We start from the raw sequence: 18,941 nt of genomic DNA, 5'->3' as shown, positions 1-18,941 counted from the left end.
GAACGCTGTGCAAAGCATGGCGTTTCCTTGCCGCACTGCGGCTGAGAGGCTTTGAGGCGAACCGGTGGTCTTGGGCGAGGCGGAGCGGTTCTTTGTTCCGCAGGACCAAAGCTACTTTATGACACAGGCGCTGCCGCGGTAGCCGCCGTCTTCTCCTTCCAGGTGCTCTGGATGTAGATTTCGCGCAGGGTCTTGAAGTCGATGTTCGTCGGGCTGTCGGTCATCAAGTCGCTGCCCCGGTTGTTCTTCGGGAAGGCGATGACTTCGCGGATGCTGTCTTCACCGCTCACCAGCATGGCGATGCGGTCCAGACCCAGTGCGAGACCACCGTGAGGAGGGGCACCGAAGCGGAAGGCGTCGAGCAGATGGCCAAACTTGTGGGCCTGCTCTTCTTCGTTCACACCGAGGACGCTGAACATCTTGGCCTGCAGATCCTTCTCGTGGATTCGGATGGAGCCGCCGCCGAGTTCGTAGCCGTTGAGGACCACGTCATAGGCTTCAGCGCGCACCTTGCCGTATTCTCCGGCGTCCATGAGCGGGATGTCTTCCGTCTTCGGACGGGTGAAGGGGTGATGCACGGCCACCCAGCTCTGCGTTTCGGCATCCTGGGCCAGCAGCGGGAAATCGACGACCCAAAGGAAGTTGAAGGCGGTGCTGTCCTTGGTCAGCGCGGTCATGTTGGCGATCTCCACGCGCACGCGGCCGAGGATGTCGCAGGCTTCCTGCCAGGTGCCTGCATAGAAGAAAATCAGGTCGTTTTCCACGACGCCGAGCTTGGCGATGAGGGCCTTTTGCTCGTCTTCGCTGAAGAACTTCCAGAGCGGGCTCTTGTACTCAAGAACGCCATTGGCATCGCGCTCGACCTTGATGAAGGCGAGCTGCTTCACCTTCATGCCAGCCTGCGTGGCGATCTCGTTGAGGCGAATCATCTGACCGGTGGTGATGCCGGCGAAGCCCTTCGCGTTGATGGCACGCACGACGCCACCGTTTTCGATGGTGCTGCGGAAGATTTTGAAGCCGCTGCTGGCGAAGACATCGGCCATATCGACGATCTCGTTGCCGTAGCGTGTGTCCGGCTTGTCGGAGCCGTAGCGGTCCATGGCCTCTTGATAGGTCATGCGTGGGAAGGGCGTGGGGATGTCGCGGTCGGTGCCGGCTTTGAACATCTTCACGAGCAGGCCTTCGACGAGGTTCAGGATGTCCTCGCGCTCGATGAAGCTGGCTTCGATGTCGATCTGGGTGAACTCAGGCTGGCGGTCGGCGCGCAGATCTTCATCGCGGAAGCAGCGGGCGATCTGGAAGTAGCGCTCCAGACCAGCGACCATCATGAGCTGCTTGTACTGCTGCGGAGCCTGCGGCAGCGCGTAGAAGCGGCCGGGGTTCAAGCGGGCAGGCACGAGGAAGTCTCGCGCGCCTTCGGGCGTCGGGTTGCTCAGAATCGGCGTTTCGACCTCGATGAAGCCGGCGGCGTCGAGGCAGTTGCGTGCCGCGTTGGTGATCTTGTGGCGCGTGCGGATGTTCTTGCTCATGCGCTCGCGGCGCAGGTCCAGGTAGCGGTACTTCAACCGCATGTCCTCGTTGGACAACTCGCGGTCGAGCTGGAAGGGCAGCACATCGGCCTTGTTGAGCACTTTGAATTCGGTGGCGACGATTTCGATTTCGCCGGTGCCTAGCTTGGCGTTTTCGGTGCCGGTGAGACGTGCGGCGACTTTGCCGGTGATCTGCAGCACGTCTTCGTCACGCAGGTGATGGCTCTGCGCGGCGAGTTCAGCGTTTTCTTCCGGGCGGAACACGACCTGGGTCAGGCCCTCGCGGTCGCGCAGATCGATGAAGATGACGCCGCCATGGTCGCGGGCCGAATTCACCCAGCCACAGAGTGTGACGGTCTGGCCGATGTGCTCTGAGCGGACGGCGTTGCAGTGAAAGGAACGGTAGGCGTTGGGGATCATGGCTGAAAAAGGGCGCGTAGAGTCGTCGGATTCGGCCTGGGTGCAAGGGGGAAGGCAGGGCCAGAACGGCAGTTTGGGGCAAGGTCGGCATCGGGTGCGTCGTTCCCCTTCCCCATGTTCTGGAAATCACTGCTCCTCCTCGGCTGCCTCGGCAGCGTGCTGCATGCCGCAGACCGGCCCAATGTCGTATTCTTCCTCGTCGATGATCTCGGCCAGCGCGATCTGGGTTGCTATGGCAGCACGTTTTATGAAACGCCGAACATTGACCGGCTTGCTAAAGATGGCGCGCTGTTCACGGACGCCTACGCGGCCTGCCCGGTCTGCTCGCCCACACGCGCAGCCTTGCAAACGGGGCGCTGGCCGCAGCGGACGGGCATCACCGACTACATCGGCGCGCCAATGAAGCCGGAAGGCTGGAAGCGCAATACGCCGCTGCTGCCAGCTCCATATTCGGACCGGCTCGCGCATGAGGAAGTGACGCTGGGCGAGCTGATGAAGAGCGCCGGCTACGCCACCTTTTTCGCAGGCAAGTGGCATCTCGGCCCCGAGGGCTTCTGGCCGGAGAATCAGGGCTATGATATCAACATGGGAGGCATTGATCGCGGTGGCCCCTATGGCCCCGGCAAATACTTCGTGCCTTATGGCAATCCGCGCCTGCCCGACGGCCCGCCCGGCGAGCACCTGCCCGATCGACTCGCCACGGAGGCGAACAAGTTCATCGAGGCCCACAAGACCGAGCCCTTCTTTGCCTTTTTCTCGTTCTACTCCGTACACACGCCCTTGCAGTCGCGTCCTGATTTGCAGAAGAAGTATGAGGCCAAGCGCCAGAAACTCGGTCTGGAGCCCAAGTTTGGCCGCGAGGAGCCCCGCGATGTGCGCCTGGTGCAGGAGCACGCGGTGTATGCGGGCATGGTGGAGGCGATGGACGACGCCGTGGGCAAGGTGCTGGCCAAGCTGGACGCACTCGGCCTCGCGAAAAATACGATGGTCATCTTCACCTCAGACAACGGTGGACTGAGCACCAGCGAGGGCTCGCCAACCTCCAATCTGCCACTGCGTGGTGGCAAAGGCTGGCTGTATGAAGGCGGCATCCGCGAACCGCTCATCGTGCGCTGGCCGGGCGTGGTGAAGCCGGGTGCTGAGGTGGAAACACCCGTGAGCAGCCCCGATTTCTTCGCCACACTGGCGGACGTGGCCGGAACCAAGCCGACCACGAAGAGCGACGGCGTGAGCCTGCGGCCTCTGCTGGAAGGCAAGGGGCACCTGCCCGAGCGCGCTCTTTTCTGGCACTACCCCCACTACGGCAACCAAGGCGGCGCGCCCGGTGCAGCGATGCGCCGTGGCGACTGGAAACTCATCCAGTGGTTCGAGCAGGATCAGCCGGAGCTTTTCAATCTGAAGGACGATCTCAGCGAGTCCCGGAATCTCGCCGCACAGGAGCCCGAACGGGCGAAGGCCATGCTCGCTGAACTGCAGGCCTGGCAGAAAGAGGTGGGAGCGCTGATCCCGACGAAAAACGCCGGGTATGATCCTTCACAGCCCAACGGCCGTGCGGCACAGGGCAAGCCGGGCAAGCCGGGCAAACCGGGCAAACCGGGCAAACCGGGCAGGAAATCCGCCGCTAAGAAGAGCCCATAGGGGCAATTGCGGCGACCGGAGTGATTTTGCCATCCAGATCTTATCTGGGGGCCGATTTTACAATGTAGCTACTGCCGAGTCACCCGGAGCGACCGGTGCGCTTAATTAGTGGGAATAATGACAACCACCAACAGTCTCATTCTTATACGCGACTTCTGTACCCCATCAGCTTTTGGCTAAATATTTAGACAAATGGACAAATATTTAGACAAAATGAAAACAAATCTTTGACGAAATGGCTTTTGTCGCGATTATTAACCCTGTCAGACTCCTCAACTCTATGAACGCGACTGCAACATCCCCTGAGTTAGATCCCAACATTGTCGAAGACATCCGCCTCCTGAAGCGCATCTCGGAACGTGATTCGGCCAGTTTCCAGACCTTCTACAAGAAATACAGCGGCCTCATTTTCGCCTCGATTTCGAACGTCTTGAACGACCACCATGACACCGAAGACGTCATGCAGGAAGTCCTCGTGCAGGTCTGGAACAAGGCCCACCTCTACGAACCCCGTAAAGGCAAGCCCCTCACTTGGCTGACGACCTTGGCCCGCAACCGTGCCATCGACCGCATCCGCTCCAAGCAGCGCCGCTCCCGCCTGAACGACGATTTCGAGTCCGAGAACAAGAAGGACCAGTTCGAGTTTGAGCCCTCCGGCCACGAAAACCTCGAGTTCAAGGAACGCGACACCATCCTTCACAGCGCCGTGTCACGCCTCACCCAGGATCAGCGCGAAGCCATTGAGCTGACCTACTTCACCGGCCTGACTCAGGCCGAAGTGGCCGAGCGCCTCCATGAGCCACTTGGCACGATTAAAGCTCGTATCCGTCGTGGTGTGAACCGCCTCGAAACACTGGTCAAACCACGTCTCGCTTAATTTTCCAACCCCCAAAACCTGGAAAAACAAGGAGAGGGGCGGACTTCGGTCCGCCTCTTTTTTTTGTGCAGCAAAGTAGCTTTGTTGCTGTGCAACAAGGAACCGCTCCGCCACAGCCGGACTTTCCGGTAGTCCCACATGCAGGGTGATTGCGGAGCGCACCCCTGTTCCGCAGGAACAAGGCTACTTTGCTACTCCCTTGCCCGCGAATCGATGCAGATCGTCACCGGCCCGTCGTTGACCAGCGCTACCTTCATGTCGGCCCCGAAGATGCCGCGTGCCACGGGCCTGCCCATATCAGCTTCCAAGAGCGCCAAAAACTGCTCGTAGAGCGGGATCGCGTGCTCAGGCCGTGCCGCGCGGATGAAGCTGGGGCGGTTGCCCTTTTTCGTGCTGGCATGCAGCGTAAACTGGCTCACCACCAGCAACTCGCCGCCGATGTCCTTCACACTGAGATTCATCTTGCCCTCGGCATCGCCAAAGATGCGCATCTGCGTGAGCTTCTGCACCAGCCACGTCGCATCCTCAATCGTGTCCTCGTGCTCAATGCCGGCGAGGATCATCAGGCCCGTGCCGATCTGGCCGGTGATGCTGCCATCGACGGTGACGGCGGCTGAAGAGACGCGTTGGAGGACGAGGCGCATGGCTAAATAATGACGAATAAAGGAATGGCGAACATCAGTTTCGATTGGAGCTTCAAACTCCCAGCTTCGCGTAATACTTTGCGATGCGCCGTGCGTGCTCGTCATACGCGGCCTCAAATAACTCGGTGGCTTTCGCTGCACCGACGACGGCTCCGGCGGTGAGCACTTTGGGAGGCTGGCCGGCCTTGGTGAGGCGGTCGGCGACTTCGGCTTTGACGGCGTTCACCAGCAGGCAGCCACCCACGGTGCTGCCGGGGGCGACGGGGGTGTCGAGATTTTCAATCTTGATCATGGCATCGCCAACCGGCGCGCCGGTATCGAGGACGATGTCGGAGAAGTCCTGGAGCTTCTTGCCGTCGCGGTGGCGGCTGGTGCTGGCCTCGCTGTGCGTGGTGCTGATGATGGAGACGACTTTGACGCCGCGGCGTTGGAACTCTTCGGCCATCTCGACGGGCACCACATTGCAGCCGCCACTGGAAATGACGAGGGCGCTGTCTCCGGGTTGGAGATCGAAGTTCCGCAAGATGCGACTGGCAAATCCGCTGACGTTTTCGAGGAACATGGCCTGCCGCTGGCCGTTCGCGCCGACGACAAGATTGTGGAAGGTCAGCGAGAGTTCGACGATAGGATTGAAGCCGGGGAAGGAGCCGTAGCGCGGCCACATTTCCTCCACCAAAATGCGGCTGTGGCCGGAGCCAAAGACGTGAACCATCTGCCCGGCGAGGATCGTCTTGGCGAACATGTCGGCGGCCTGCTGGATGAGCGGGAGTTGCTCGCGGACACGATTGAGGAGGCCTTGGCTGGCGTCGAGGTATTGGAGGGCGGGAGTCATGAGTGTTGAAGAAGATTGAAAACGGAGCCGAGACAGCCGGCGCTGTCGCCAAGCTGAGCAGGGACGATGCGGGCCTGATGGCCGCCGGGCCGCCACTCGAAACCGGTGAGGGCTTGTTGCAGCGGCGCGAACAAACGCTCCCCTGCCCCGGTGGCGATGCCTCCGCCAATAATGACGACTTCGGGATCGAGCACATTGATGAGAGAAGCAACGGCGGCGGCAAGATGGCGGACGGAGGTGAGCCAAACTTTGGCGGCGTGTTTATCGCCAGCACTGAAGGCGTCGAGCAAGGCGAGGGTCGAGACGTAACGCCCTTCGCCGCGCTGGGCGATGGTTTGATTGCCAATGGCAGCTTCAAGGCTGCCGGGGGTATTGAAATCATCGCACGCGGCATTCGCATCGATGGTGATGTGACCGAGATGCCCTGCCCGGCCGATCTTGCCTTTCAGCAAGCGTCCGCCGCTCCAGATCGCACCACCCACACCAGTGCCGAGCGTGAGCATGAAGGCGTCCTGCGTGTCCTTGGCAGCTCCGGCCCAGACCTCGCCGAGGAGCGCCGCGTGGGCATCATTCAGCACGCGGCAGTCACGCTCAAGAAAAGCGGACCAAGCGAATTTTTCGAGCCCATGCATGCGCCCCGGCATCCAGTCGATGCAATGGCCTTCAGGATTCGCCAATCCGGGTGCGGAGAGTCCGACGCGGAGCTTCTGCCCGGCCTGCGCCTCGAACTCATGCACGATCTCACGCACGGTGAGGGCGAAGCGCGGCGTGTTGCCGTCAAATTCGCCATCGCGGGTGGTTTTGGAGAGCGTGGCGAGGGTGCGGGCGCTGGCCGTGTCCACGAGCGCGGCCTTGATGTTCGTGCCGCCGAGATCGATGCCGATGGAAAAACTCATGAGATTGAATTGGCCGAAAAAGGGGAAAGAAGGAGAAAATTTTGAGGCTGGATTGTCTGTGCAGGGTTTAGTTTTTTTCTATTCTTTCCCCTTTTTCGGCTATCCCATCTGTCCTTCCGAAACCGTCCATCCGCCGTCGACGGCAAGCACCTGCCCGGTGATGAATTGGGAGTCGGGCGAGAGCAGCAACAGAGCTGCGGCATCGCAGTCCTCAGGCTGGCCGACGCGGCCACCATCGAGGGGTTGCTTGGTTTTGACGAAGTTCATGATGGCGTCATTGCTCACGGCGCGCTGGGACATCGGCGTCTCGACCAACGCGGGGGCGATGACGTTCACGCGGATGTTTTGCGGCGCGTAATAGGCGGCGATGGATTTGCTGAAGCCGATGATGCCCGCCTTTGCCGCAGCGTAGGCATGGGAGGCAAAAAACTGCGCGGAGGGCGAGTAGCCGAGCACGCTGGCCATGTTGAGGATCACGCCGCCGCTGCCCTGCTTCAGGAACTGGCGCACGGCGGCGCGGTTCGAGTAAATGACGGAGTTCAAATTGAGGTCGAGCGTGTAGCGCAGGCCTTCGTCCGTGAGCTCATGCAGCGGGCCGTCTCCCTTGCTGCGCCCGCTGCCGCCGGCGACGTGGTAGAGGGCATGAAGATGATCCACCATGCCGATGGCACGCTCCGCCGCCTCCGGCGTGGCGGCATCCGCAGCGAAGCCGCGTGCGTTCGGGCCGAGTTCAGCCAAGGCGGCATCCACATTGGCCTGCGAACGGCTGGTGACGACGACCTGAGCACCTGCGGCGACGAGTTTTTTCGCAGCGGATAAACCCAGCCCCGTCGTGCCCCCCATGATGACGATGTTGTGGCCGGAAAGGGAATGCATGTTGAGTGAAGGAGTCGGACGTGCGATGTCGTTGTTCAAGCTCACTCATGAACACACGACGTACTTTCCTGCGCAACCTCTCAAGTTTGGCTTTTACGGCTCCATTGATGGCGGAAACGCCGAAAACAAAGAACACCGTGTGCTTTTTCACCAAGCACCTGCAAGGGCTGAGCTTCGATGACATCGCCAGTCTGGGTGCGGAGGCCGGTTTCAATGGCGTGGAGGCCCCCATCCGGCCCAAGGGTCACATCGAGCCTGAGAAGGTCGCCGACGAACTGCCGAAGTTTATCGAAGCGCTGAAGAAGCAGGGGCTGGAAATGACCATCATGACCTCCGGCATCAATGAAGTGAGCAAGGAGCAGCACACCGAGGAGGTGCTGCGCACGGCAGCGAAGCTGGGCGTGAAGCGCTTCCGCATGAACTACTACAAGTACGACCTCAAGCTGCCCATCTGGGATCAGCTCCAGGCCGTGCGCCCGAAGATCAAAGACCTCGTGGCCCTCTGCAAGGAAATCGGCATCCAGCCCATGTTTCAGAATCACAGCGGCAAGGACTACTTCGGCGCGCCTGTCTGGGACATCTTCTCCATCATGCGCGACTACCCCGCCGCTGACTTCAGCTTCGCCTTCGACATCTTGCACGCCACCTGCGAAGGCGGTCTGTCCTGGCCGCTGGAGTTCAATCTGGTCAAAGACCACATCGGCGCCGCCTACTTCAAAGATTTCAAATGGGACGGCCGCAAACAGGTGACCGTGCCCCTCGGCGAAGGCCAGGTGGACCCGGCTTACGGCAAGATGCTCGTGAAAACCGGCTACACCGGCCCCATTTCCCTGCATCTGGAATACCTCAAGGGCGATCCCAAGGACCCTGCCATGCTCAAAGGCTTCCGCGAAGCGCATGTGCGGGATATTAAGACGCTGAATGGCTGGCTTGGGTGGGCTTGATGCGATGGGCTCCCTTTCATGGGGAGACTGCGATCTGTGACTCCTGTCATATTTAACTCGAAAATAGGACGCCCATGTGTGTCATATTCGACAATCCTTTGTCCCATAGTGCAGAACACGTACTCGACAAAATTGTCGACCATCCAATACTTCGCCCAATACTAACGACGCCATGCCCAATGTTGCAGCAAACACAGGCAATGATCTCAACGCCGCTTATCAAATCGATGCCTTTCAAGATGTCAGTGGACTTATCCTTGAGTCATGGGGGCCGTCAGCGAGGAACGCAGATTACAATGAGGCTTTAGATGTCATCATTGAGAGACTTCAGAGCAGGTCTTTGGACGAGATAGGCGTGAACGTCATTTCAAGAGATCTCGTTGACCAATTTCCGAACTTTACCGAGCGCGCCATACTTCTCGACTCCTCGTCATCTGTTAGCCTTCTAGGTCGAGAGCCACGAGAGATCAGACTGGAGATCGGACGTGCGCAAGCTCGCCTAAAAATTGATACCTCGAAGTCTGGCGGCAATCGCACCAAGAGAATTCTACTGCACAGCACACTTCTGACACCCTCGGATTGGAACGTCGTGGCATCACCAGCAGCCTCATCATCGCCTTTATTGCCAGCGGTACCTGCAGGTATTCAGTCGCCTAAGTCATCTACACAGATGACCGTTGTGATCGAGAGAGATTCTAATGTGCGTGCTTGGATACTACGGACTGCTGCGGGTATCTGTGAGCTGTGTGGGCAGCCTGCTCCATTCTTGGATGCAATCGGAGTTCCGTTTCTTGAGGTACATCACGTCATTCCGCTTGCCTCAAGTGGACCAGACACCACCACTAACGCCGTAGCGCTGTGTCCGAATTGTCACAGGGACCTTCATTATGGAGCAGAGCGTATCATGAAGTTGAAGAACCTATATGAACAGATTCCTCGACTCAGCAGGGCCATCAGCCAAAACTAGGACCAACGAGCGGATGCAGCCCCCCACCAGCTCATTGTGCGCTCGGAGCTTGCTGGAGCTCGAACCTTTTCCATGCTTGCTACGCTCGCTCTCGGCTGGTTGGGCTGCCTGATCCTAAGCGTTCGGCGATTCTGCACGCGTCCTCTCACAGTCACCGCACCCGAACAAGATTTAGGCGAGGAGCGTCACGCTTGGTCGCCACTCTTTCATGCCGGGCATGAGGTCATCGTCCATCACCGCCTATTCGAAAAAACTACAAAATGACCGCACGCCTAACCCTGCACCGTAGCGGATCGTAGCGCTTCTGTAGTGTTTGCGATGCCTCGCGCCCGCCGTCGCAGATCTAATCGTTCGAACATCGCTTAGAGGTAGGACCAAGCGGCGAAGTCCCACTATTAAATTCGCAACACGCCGGAGCCTATGAGTGGGCTGGCAAAAAACTGCGTTCAGACCCGCCTGAGGCAACCCCACACAGCCCTTGCACCCTCGCCCAATCCCCCTAAACTCGCCATCCCCCCTTCCACCCCACGCAATGAGCACCCACGTCAAACTTTACATCCCTGGTCCCGTTGAAGTCAGCACTGACACCTACGCTGCGATGGCGCAGCCGATGATCGGGCATCGCGGCAAGGGCTTCCAAGACCTTTATGCCGAGATCCACCCGATGCTGCAGACCCTCTTTGGCACCCAGCAGCAGGTGTTTCTGAGCACGTCCTCCGCCTGGGGCGTGATGGAAGGCTCCATCCGCAATCTGGTGAAGAAAAAGGTCCTCAATTGCTGCAACGGTGCCTTCTCCGACAAGTGGCTGGACGTGTCCAAGCGCTGCGGCAAGGAAGCCGAGGCCTACTCCGTGGAGTGGGGTCAGCCTGTGCGTGCGGACGAGATCGACAAGCGCCTGGCCACGGGTGAGTTCGACGCGGTGACCTTCATTCACAATGAGACCTCCACCGGCGTTCTCAGCCCCATCGCGGAAATCGCGGCGCTGAAGAAGAAGTATCCGGATGTGATGTTCATCACGGATTCCGTGTCCGGTTTTACCACCGTGCCGGTGAATTTCGACGAACTCGGCATCGATGTGCTGCTCACCGGCAGCCAGAAGGCCTTCGCGCTGCCTCCGGGCCTGGCCCTCTTCACCGCCTCCGAAGCGGCGATGGCACGTGCGGCCACGATGAATGACCGCGGCTACTACTTCGACTTCCTGGAGTTCAAGGCGAACGGCGAGAAGAGCATGACGCCAAGCACGCCGTGCATCAGCCTCATCTACGGCCTGCGCCATCAGCTCCAGAAGATCTTCGCCGAAGGCGTGGACAACCGCTACGCCCGCCACGCCAAGCTCAATGGAATGGTGCACGACTGGGTGATCCGCAACGGCTTCGAGTTCTTCGCCCCCGAAGGCTTCCGCTCCAAGTCCCTGACCTGCGTGGCCAACAACAAGGGCATCGACGTCGCGGCCTTCATCGGCCTGCTGAAGAAGAACCACAGCATGATCATCGACGGCGGCTACGGCAAGCTGAAGGGCAAGACCTTCCGCGTCTCGAACATGGGTGACGAGTCCGAAGCCAGCATCAGCACGGTGATCGCCGCGCTGGATGACAGCCTCGCCAAGCTGTAGTCGATTCCATTCCAGCCTCACCCCCAAGGGTGATGAATCCTCTGAACCGAACGGCCCTGAATTTCAGGGCCGTTTTTGCTTTGCGGCGTTTGGTAAAATCAAGCCTGCCAATGCTCCGAACCGGTCTGTAATCACAAAGCTGTGACGCGGAGAAAGGTATTTTGGCACACGTGCTGCTTATAAATAATCCTTCAGATGGAAGCCACTCGCATCATTCCGATCTCACCAGCCCGCAACAGTGCGGGCACGCAACCCAGCAACATCGTCCGCATGGAACCTGATCCCGGTCTCATCAAGATGGAGTCCTATCAGGGACGTGAATCCCTTTCCGGAGGTGATGCCGAGTCCGCCCAGCGCTTCGCTGGCGAGGTGAAATACGTCGGATATTTCGCGGTCAAGCTGGCCGAGACCCTCGGCATGCGAACCCTCGAAATGGCGATTGTTGAGGATCGACAAGGCCAGACGGCCATCAGCGCAGGACAGCAGCCGGGCAACTGGCACGGAGTCGTCAGCAGCAACCGGCGCTCCATCAAGCAGGTGCGCGAATCCCTGGCCCGCTGATCTCTCCTTTTGCGCCCATGAGTTTAAACCCTGTGATCACTTCCGCCGCGTCATTGCAACGCCTGGAAGGAGTGGCTGGAGTGATGCTGTTCAAAGGCAAAAACACGATCCACCGCCAGATGCCTTTCTCTGATACCCGTGCGGACAACCTGCGCGAGATCATCAGCCAAATGCTCGAAGGCTACCGGCAGGTGCGGCGAAAGATCCACCAGATCTACCTGGAACTCGACGGCGGCGTGCTGCTCGCGGTGCTGCATGACGAGGCTGTGATGCTGTTCTTTCTCACTTCGCGGGCAGATCCTGATCTGGCCGCCAGCGCGGCATCGGTGATGCTCAATGATCACGCCGAGCTGCTCAAAACCGCCTCTCTCGATCAGCAGCCCGCGCCCAAACTTCCGGCAGACGGCATCGAAGAACTCGTCGTGACCAGTCCGCGGGCACTCGCCCAACTCACCGACAAGGCGGAGACGACCGTCAATCAGTGGGGAGCAGTGAGGCCGTGTGTCGAAGGTGTGCTGGGCAAGGTCATGGGCCGGGCACAGGCTGCCAACTTGATTCAGCGCACGATCACCGAGGCCAAAATCTCCGACCCCTACCGGCTCACGGCCACTGCGGTGCGCAAGCTGGCCGCCAGCGTGATCGAGCAGGTGCCGAACACCTCCAAACGCCGCCAGCTTCTCGGTGAACTCGAAGCCTCGCTCGAACACCTGGACCTCTGAACCCGCTTCTTTTTTGCATGAATCTATTCCGCATCTGCTCTCTGGCTTCCATCGTCCTTCTCACCGTCCCCCTGCCGTCTGCCACAGCTCAGGACAGCAGCAAGATTGAGGCGAAGCTGGACACCATTATTCAGAAGCTAGACACGAATCAGGGCACGCTGAATGAGGTGGCGAAGGCGGTGAAAAATGAAGCCTCTCCCAAGGCTGCAAGCGCACCAGCCGAACCTGCAAGCGCCGCCGTGAAAGCGGACATAGACACGGTGCAGGTGAATTTGAACGTGGTCTGGATGGTCGTCGCCGGAGCGATGGTTTTCATGATGCAGGCAGGGTTTGCCATGGTGGAGCTGGGCTTTGCCCGTGCCAAGAACAGCATCAACATCATCATGAAGAACTTTCTCGACTTCTGCATCAGTGCGCTGGTCTTCATGTTCCTCGGTTTCGGCCTGATGTTCGGCACCAGCGCGAGCGGCTGGATCGGCACGGACAGCTTCTGGCTGGCCAATCACGCGGCGAATGAGTCCATGTGGACCTTCTGGTTCTTCCAGGTCGTGTTTGCCGGCACCGCCTGCACCATCGTTTCCGGTGCCATGGCAGAGCGCACCAAGTTCGTGGGCTATCTGGTCTATGCAGGCCTGCTTGCCGGTGTGGTCTATCCTCTCGGCGGCCACTGGGCCTGGGGCAGCTTTGGCGGCGGCTTTGGCATCGGCGGGGACAAGGGCTGGCTGGAGGCGATGGGCTTCGTCGATTTCGCAGGATCAACCGTGGTGCATGGCTGCGGCGGCGCGTGCGCTCTGGCGGGTATTCTTGTCGTGGGCGCAAGACATGGGCGCTTCGCCAAAGATGGCACTCCGCGCCTGATCGCCGGTCATAACATCCCACTCGCCGCACTGGGCGTTTTCATCCTGTGGTTCGGATGGTTTGGCTTCAATGCCGGTTCCACACTCATTGGTGACGGCTCGATTGGGCGCATCGTGGTGAACACCACCATTGCTCCTGCAGCAGGAGCCCTTGCCGCGATGATTTCCATGTGGTTTGTGCAAGGCCGCCCTGATGTGGGCATCACCCTGAACGGTGCCCTCGGCGGACTGGTGGGCATCACCGCCTGCTGCGCCAACATCTCCCCGGCCTCCTCCCTCGTGGTCGGTCTGATCGCGGGAATCATCACCACTGTGGCCACCATCGCGCTGGAGCGCATGCAGATCGACGATGCCGTGGGTGCGGTGCCCGTGCATCTGGTGAACGGCTGGTGGGGCACTCTGAGTGTCGCCCTGTTCAATCAGGATGGTTTTGATGCGCATAAGCTCGGAGTGCAGGCGCTCGGAACTTTTTCCATCACGCTCACTTCTTTCGTCATCTGCTTCATCATCTTCAAGACGGTGGATATGCTCGTCGGACTGCGTGCCACGGATAACGAACAGATCGACGGCCTCGACTTTTCCGAACATGCGGCGAACGCCTATCCCGACTTCCAGACGACCGAGCAGGCCTGAGTCTGGCCTCGCTCAAACGGCTTAAAAGCTACCAGGTTTAGTTGGTATGATAATTCAATGAATGACACCGTAATGGCAGGATTTTGCGCTGCTGTTTTCTTGCCCTTTGATCACACTCCTGTCAGCATCGGCAGGCAACGTGTGGAGTCACTTCTCTGCTCACCGTCATAACCTTCGTTCCCATCAATCCATGAAAGCATCACGTTGTCCCACCGCATGTGCGGCACGCATTCTCGCCGTGCTAACGGCGGCCGTTCTTCTGGCCCAGTGCTCCATGCCGCCGCAGCAAGCCTGGCGTAGCATTCAGACAAACGGACTGCTGTCCTACCTGAGCTCTTCGCACGCGTCGCCGCCATTGCGCACCGGCAGCTTGTACTCACAGCGTTATGCGGCCAGCTCTCAGCGCAGTTCCGCGCCTGGTGCCAACTGGTCCAATTGGAGTGCCCGCATGCCGAACCGCCTTCACTACACTGCAACCACTCCCTCTGCTTATCCGCAAAACAATTATTTCAACGCTCCCTCCTCAAGTTCTGGCGGGTCCACTAGGTACGTGCCGCGTTCAAAGCCGAGCCCGCCCTCGCGTGTGCACAGCCCGCGTGTGAAAATTCCTGTGGAGGAGCCTTCACACACACCGCAGCTCACCGATAATCCGCCCCCCGTCAGTTCTACCCCTAAAACGGACAGCACCACAGAATCTGCTGAAAGTCTGCCTTATGGCACTGCAATCCCAGGTCGCATGAACATGGTGAACAGTCCCTTTGCGGGCAAAACGCAGCTCGTCGATGTCTCTGGCATGAGCGCCGGCCAGACGGTGAAGTGCCCCTACTCCGGCAAATTGTTCAAAGTCCCACCGACCCAGCAGGCCGCGAATCGCACAGAGTCACGTCTGGAATCCAAAGTCGAGGCCCCAAAAACCTCGGACGAACCTCCAGCAGACGACAAAAAGCCCTAAAAACGGGCATAAACAGGGTTTCTCCACGCTCTAATACCGGTAAACCGGGGGCGAACTGCATTTGATGTTGATTCGACCTTGATCAGTGGAACTCTTGCCGCCCTCAAAACCGCAAACGACAACCGATCATCCATCATGGGTCAACAACTGAACAAAGTCATCAAACGCCGCCGCCGTAAGCTTTATCTTGCCCGCAAGAAAGCTCTGGCCAAGGCCGGCGTCTCCCGCAAAGCACGCGCCGTCAAAACCGAAGCTAAAACCGCCAAGAAAGCTCCAGCTAAGAAAGCCGCTGTCAAGAAGGCCACGACCAAGCCGAAGGCTGCTGAAGTGGCCGCCGAAGCCGTTGCTCCTGCCGTTGAAGTCGCTGAGACCGCTGCCCCTGCTGTTGAAACCGCCGCTCCAGCCGTTGAAGTTGCTGAGACTGCCGCTCCTGCTGCCGAAGCCGCTGCTCCAGCCGTTGAAGTTGCTGAGACCGCCGCTCCTGAAGCTGAAGCTGCCGCCAAGGAGTAAACACTTCCGCGCACAGTCATTTCAAAACAAGACCACCGTCATGGCCTGCCGTGACGGTGTTTTTTTGTACTGCTGAACCGCCGCCGATTCAGCCTGTTGAAAAACTCGACCACGAGGATTTGAGCACGCTAGATCATGCAGGAGGAGGCGATCATCTTGATCCCCATTTGGGACTGATGTCTGAGGCGGAGCTCTAAGGGATCAAGATGATCCCTCTCCTGGCAAGGCAGTCCCCACCGCCCTCAAGGACTCCAGTTGGTGTTTTCAACAGGCTGTTAGCGGAACCACGAATTTCCACCCGCGCCCGGGAAGCTGTTGGAGGAGTTTGAATTGTAGCCGTCGTTGTAGCCGCGCTCAAAGCTGGAGCGGTAGCGCGGATCATAGCGCCCGACCTGGGCTGCCGGATCAGCCACACGTCCTCCCGTTCGATCACGCAGACCGTAGTCATAACCTTGGTTGTAGGCAGGATCACGCGGCGGTGGCTGCTGAGCTGTTCCTTGCTGCTGCGGCTGCGCCATTCCCTGATTGGGGTAACTGGGGTAACCACCGATTTCACGGCGGCTATTCATCGTCAGCCCAAAACTTTGATTGTAGGCATCGCGGTAGGGCATCTCGGTGTTGCGGTCATAGCGCGATGGATGACGCCGGTAATTCTGACTCTGCTGCTGCTGGGCGTCCGCCTGCCCGTCCTGCTGACCGCGCTCAAATGCCATGGCGTTCATCTGCGAACCTTGATCCCGCATTTGCTCGCGGTACGGATTCGCATACGGATCAGTGCCGTTCGGGCCGTAGTAAGGGTCAACACATTGCGTGAGCAGCAGTGGCAGAATCAGCGGAGCGAGGAGAGATAATTTCATGATGGAGTCTATTGGATCGTAGAAGACCCCATACCACGTGGCAAGGGCACAATCTCCGACGCCACAGCGACGCTCCCTGTTCATGAAATGATGGCCACTGCCAGGAACTGTCCAAAAATCCCCAACGCCGCGCTTACCCAGCACGGCGTTTCATCGAGCCGGCAGGCTACTTCTTCCCCTTCTGCGCCGCAGCCGTGAACCAGTCACCGCCGCCGCCTCCACCACCGCCAAAGGGATTGCCCATGCCGCCACCGGAACTGCGCTGGCCACCACCAGCGCCGCTGGAGAAGCTGCGCTGACCGCCGGCTGGCCCACCCGCAGGGCGAGGCCCTGCACTGCCCTGCTTCTTCTCAAAGTCAGGCTTCGATTTCATGCTCAGCGCGATGCGCTTGCGCGGAATGTCCACTTCCGTCACTGTCACCTGCACGCGCTGCGCCACCTTCACGATCTCCGCCGCATCCTTCACAAACGTGTCGCTGAGCTGACTCACATGCACTAGGCCGTCCTGATGCACGCCGATGTCCACAAAGGCGCCAAAGGCCGTCACGTTCGTCACGATGCCCGGCAGTTTCATGCCTACGGTGAGGTCCTTCATGTCGTTCACGCCTTCCGCGAAACTGAAGACTTCGAACTGCTTGCGCGGATCGCGGCCTGGTTTCGCGAGTTCGTTCATGATGTCCTGCAGCGTCGGCAGACCCACGTCTTCGCTCACATACTTCTTCAGGTCGATCTTCTGGCGCAAGTCGGCACGCTGCATGAGCTCCGGCACCGTGCAGCCGATTTCCGCCGCCATCTTTTCGACGAGCGGGTAGCGCTCAGGATGCACGGCACTTGAATCCAGCGGATGTGAGGCATCACGAATGCGCAGGAAGCCCGCCGCCTGCTCAAAGGCCTTGTCGCCGAGCCGTGGTACTTTCATGAGATCCTTGCGGCTCTTGAACGGACCGTTCTCATTGCGGAAGGCCACGATGTTCAACGCGTGAGTGCTGTTGAGGCCGGACACGTAGCTGAGCAGTTGCTTGCTGGCCGTGTTCAGTTCCACACCGACGCCGTTCACCGCGCTGATGACGACGTGGTCAAGGCTCGTCTTGAGCTGGTTCTGATCCACGTCGTGCTGATACTGGCCCACGCCGATGGATTTCGGATCCAGCTTCACCAGCTCTGCCAGCGGGTCCATGAGCCGGCGTGCGATGGATACAGAGCCACGCACCGTAAGGTCTTGATCCGGAAACTCCTCACGTGCAGCTTCGCTGGCGCTGTAAATCGAAGCGCCACTCTCATTCACCATGATCACCGGAATGGAGCCCGGGACGCCGATCTTCTTCACAAACATCTCCGTCTCACGGCCCGCAGTGCCATTGCCAATTGCGATGGCCTGGATCTTGTAACGATCGACCAAATTGAGCAGCAAATTTTTTGCATGCAGCAGGCCGCTGCCCTCGCCGAGCAGATAGATCACGTCGTTGTAGAGGAGCTGTCCTTGCGCATCGAGCACCACAATTTTGCAGCCCGTGCGGAAGCCGGGGTCGATGCCCAGCACACGCTTTTGTCCCAGCGGTGCTGCCAGCAGCAGTTCGCGCAGGTTGTCCGCAAACACGCGCACGGCTTCGGTGTCCGCCTTCTTCTTGGACTCAAGACGCGCTTCCGTCTCCATGCTGGAACTCATCAGGCGCTTGTAACTGTCCGCACAGGCCAGCTTCATCTGGTCAGAGCAGGTATTGCCACCTTTGACGAAAAGGTTCTCGAGCATCTTGATCGCCGTGTCTTCTCCGGGCTGGATGCGCATGAGCAGGAAGCCCTCCTTTTCCCCACGACGAATCGCCAGCATGCGGTGAGAAGGGATGGCCTTGAGCGGCTCGCTCCAGTCGAAGTAATCGCGGAACTTCTGCGCCTCTTCGTCCTTCTCCTTGCCGAACATGACCTTGGAAACAACCGTGGACTGCTCCGCGAAAAATTTGCGCAAAGTCGCACGTGCATCCGCATGATCGCTGATCCGCTCGGCGATGATGTCGCGCGCGCCGCTGAGAGCATCCGCAGCATCTTTGACGCGCAGCTCTTCATTTTCGTGATCCGGGTTCACAAACTTCGCAACCTCGCTGGTGAGATCGACGCCATGCGTCATCAGATTGGCCTCGATGAAATCCGCCAGCGGCTCCAGGCCCTTTTCCTTGGCGATCGTGGCGCGCGTGCGGCGTTTTGGGCGGAACGGCGCAAAGATGTCCTCCAGCGAATTGATCGTTTCCGCCTTCTCGATCTTCGCGCGCAGCACGTCCGTCATCAGCTTGCGCTCTTCGAGTGATTTCACAATGGCCGTGCGGCGGTCATCCAGCGCCACGAGCTGTGTCATGCGCTCCTGGATGTTTTGGATCTGCACTTCATCCAGAGACCCGGTGGCCTCCTTTCGGTAACGGGCGATGAACGGCACCGTGGCTCCATCGGCAAAGAGTTTCGCCGTCGCGCCCACCTGGATGGCTCGCAGGTTCAGCTCCTTGGCGACACGTTCGACGTGGGTGACATTGATGTTGAGTTCGTTGGCAGCAGACATGGTTGGAAAATTGAAAAGTTGAGGATGAAAATCCGGTTGGGATGAGTGGAGTTAGCGAGACGATCACGGGCA

17 protein-coding genes are annotated in these 18,941 nt (G+C 59.3%); 10 read left to right on the top strand and 7 right to left on the bottom strand.

Going from position 1 to position 18,941, the window contains the following annotated elements:
- Positions 1-116: 116 nt before the first annotated feature.
- Entirely contained in the window at positions 117-1,949 is a 1,833-nt protein-coding gene (gene aspS / locus PSV43_RS04720; protein ID WP_300194300.1) for an aspartate--tRNA ligase, read from the bottom strand.
- A gap of 114 nt (positions 1,950-2,063) precedes the next feature.
- Between aspS and PSV43_RS04715 the strand changes: the two genes are divergently transcribed.
- Both PSV43_RS04715 and PSV43_RS04710 read left to right on the top strand, forming a co-directional pair.
- Entirely contained in the window at positions 2,064-3,587 is a 1,524-nt protein-coding gene (locus PSV43_RS04715; protein WP_300194297.1) for a sulfatase, read from the top strand.
- 280 nt (positions 3,588-3,867) lie between these two features.
- Complete coding sequence (locus PSV43_RS04710) at positions 3,868-4,464, top strand: sigma-70 family RNA polymerase sigma factor (protein WP_300194295.1); 597 nt, start codon at positions 3,868-3,870, stop codon at positions 4,462-4,464.
- A 191-nt stretch (positions 4,465-4,655) separates the two neighbouring features.
- Here PSV43_RS04710 and dtd read toward each other — a convergent pair whose 3' ends face one another.
- The 4 genes from dtd to PSV43_RS04690 all read right to left on the bottom strand — a co-directional run bounded on the left by dtd (position 4,656) and on the right by PSV43_RS04690 (position 7,712).
- Positions 4,656-5,108 carry a D-aminoacyl-tRNA deacylase gene (gene dtd, locus PSV43_RS04705; protein WP_300194293.1) on the bottom strand — a complete coding sequence of 151 codons (453 nt, stop codon included), beginning with the start codon at positions 5,106-5,108 and terminating at the stop codon, positions 4,656-4,658.
- A 52-nt stretch (positions 5,109-5,160) separates the two neighbouring features.
- Positions 5,161-5,940, bottom strand: coding sequence for an SIS domain-containing protein (locus PSV43_RS04700; RefSeq protein ID WP_300194292.1), 780 nt, complete (start codon positions 5,938-5,940; stop codon positions 5,161-5,163).
- The gene (locus tag PSV43_RS04695) at positions 5,937-6,836 is read right to left on the bottom strand and encodes an ROK family protein (RefSeq protein ID WP_300194290.1); all 900 of its coding nucleotides are present in this window, start codon (positions 6,834-6,836) and stop codon (positions 5,937-5,939) included. Before PSV43_RS04695 ends, PSV43_RS04700 begins: the two co-directional genes overlap by 4 nt.
- A gap of 99 nt (positions 6,837-6,935) precedes the next feature.
- A complete protein-coding gene (locus PSV43_RS04690) occupies positions 6,936-7,712 on the bottom strand; it encodes an SDR family oxidoreductase (protein ID WP_300194288.1) in 777 nt (258 codons plus the stop codon).
- A 47-nt stretch (positions 7,713-7,759) separates the two neighbouring features.
- Between PSV43_RS04690 and PSV43_RS04685 the strand changes: the two genes are divergently transcribed.
- The 8 genes from PSV43_RS04685 to PSV43_RS04655 all read left to right on the top strand — a co-directional run bounded on the left by PSV43_RS04685 (position 7,760) and on the right by PSV43_RS04655 (position 15,467).
- Complete coding sequence (locus PSV43_RS04685) at positions 7,760-8,656, top strand: TIM barrel protein (protein WP_300194286.1); 897 nt, start codon at positions 7,760-7,762, stop codon at positions 8,654-8,656.
- A gap of 172 nt (positions 8,657-8,828) precedes the next feature.
- Positions 8,829-9,623, top strand: a complete 795-nt coding sequence (locus PSV43_RS26120) for an HNH endonuclease (RefSeq protein ID WP_345784647.1) — start codon at positions 8,829-8,831, stop codon at positions 9,621-9,623.
- 532 nt (positions 9,624-10,155) lie between these two features.
- Entirely contained in the window at positions 10,156-11,235 is a 1,080-nt protein-coding gene (locus PSV43_RS04680; RefSeq protein ID WP_300194284.1) for an alanine--glyoxylate aminotransferase family protein, read from the top strand.
- Between the two features lie 195 nt (positions 11,236-11,430).
- Positions 11,431-11,796 carry a hypothetical protein gene (locus PSV43_RS04675; protein ID WP_300194282.1) on the top strand — a complete coding sequence of 122 codons (366 nt, stop codon included), beginning with the start codon at positions 11,431-11,433 and terminating at the stop codon, positions 11,794-11,796.
- 17 nt (positions 11,797-11,813) lie between these two features.
- Positions 11,814-12,515 carry a hypothetical protein gene (locus tag PSV43_RS04670; RefSeq protein ID WP_300194280.1) on the top strand — a complete coding sequence of 234 codons (702 nt, stop codon included), beginning with the start codon at positions 11,814-11,816 and terminating at the stop codon, positions 12,513-12,515.
- 17 nt (positions 12,516-12,532) lie between these two features.
- Positions 12,533-14,005: an ammonium transporter gene (locus PSV43_RS04665; protein WP_300194278.1), complete on the top strand. Its 1,473-nt coding sequence runs from the start codon at positions 12,533-12,535 to the stop codon at positions 14,003-14,005.
- Between the two features lie 742 nt (positions 14,006-14,747).
- Positions 14,748-14,957 (top strand): hypothetical protein, encoded by a 210-nt coding sequence (locus tag PSV43_RS04660; RefSeq protein ID WP_300194276.1) that lies wholly within the window; start codon positions 14,748-14,750, stop codon positions 14,955-14,957.
- Positions 14,958-15,092: 135 nt separating this feature from the next.
- On the top strand, positions 15,093-15,467 hold the full coding sequence (locus tag PSV43_RS04655; RefSeq protein WP_300194274.1) for a hypothetical protein: 375 nt from the start codon (positions 15,093-15,095) through the stop codon (positions 15,465-15,467).
- 275 nt (positions 15,468-15,742) lie between these two features.
- Here the strand turns inward: PSV43_RS04655 and PSV43_RS04650 are convergent, their stop codons facing one another.
- Both PSV43_RS04650 and PSV43_RS04645 read right to left on the bottom strand, forming a co-directional pair.
- The gene (locus PSV43_RS04650; RefSeq protein ID WP_300194272.1) at positions 15,743-16,324 is read right to left on the bottom strand and encodes a hypothetical protein; all 582 of its coding nucleotides are present in this window, start codon (positions 16,322-16,324) and stop codon (positions 15,743-15,745) included.
- Positions 16,325-16,490: 166 nt separating this feature from the next.
- Complete coding sequence (locus PSV43_RS04645) at positions 16,491-18,869, bottom strand: Tex family protein (protein ID WP_300194270.1); 2,379 nt, start codon at positions 18,867-18,869, stop codon at positions 16,491-16,493.
- Positions 18,870-18,941: the final 72 nt, after the last annotated feature.

Source organism: Prosthecobacter sp. (assembly GCF_029946185.1).
Lineage (GTDB): Bacteria > Verrucomicrobiota > Verrucomicrobiia > Verrucomicrobiales > Verrucomicrobiaceae > Prosthecobacter.
This window is presented reverse-complemented; position numbering and strand designations above follow the sequence as displayed.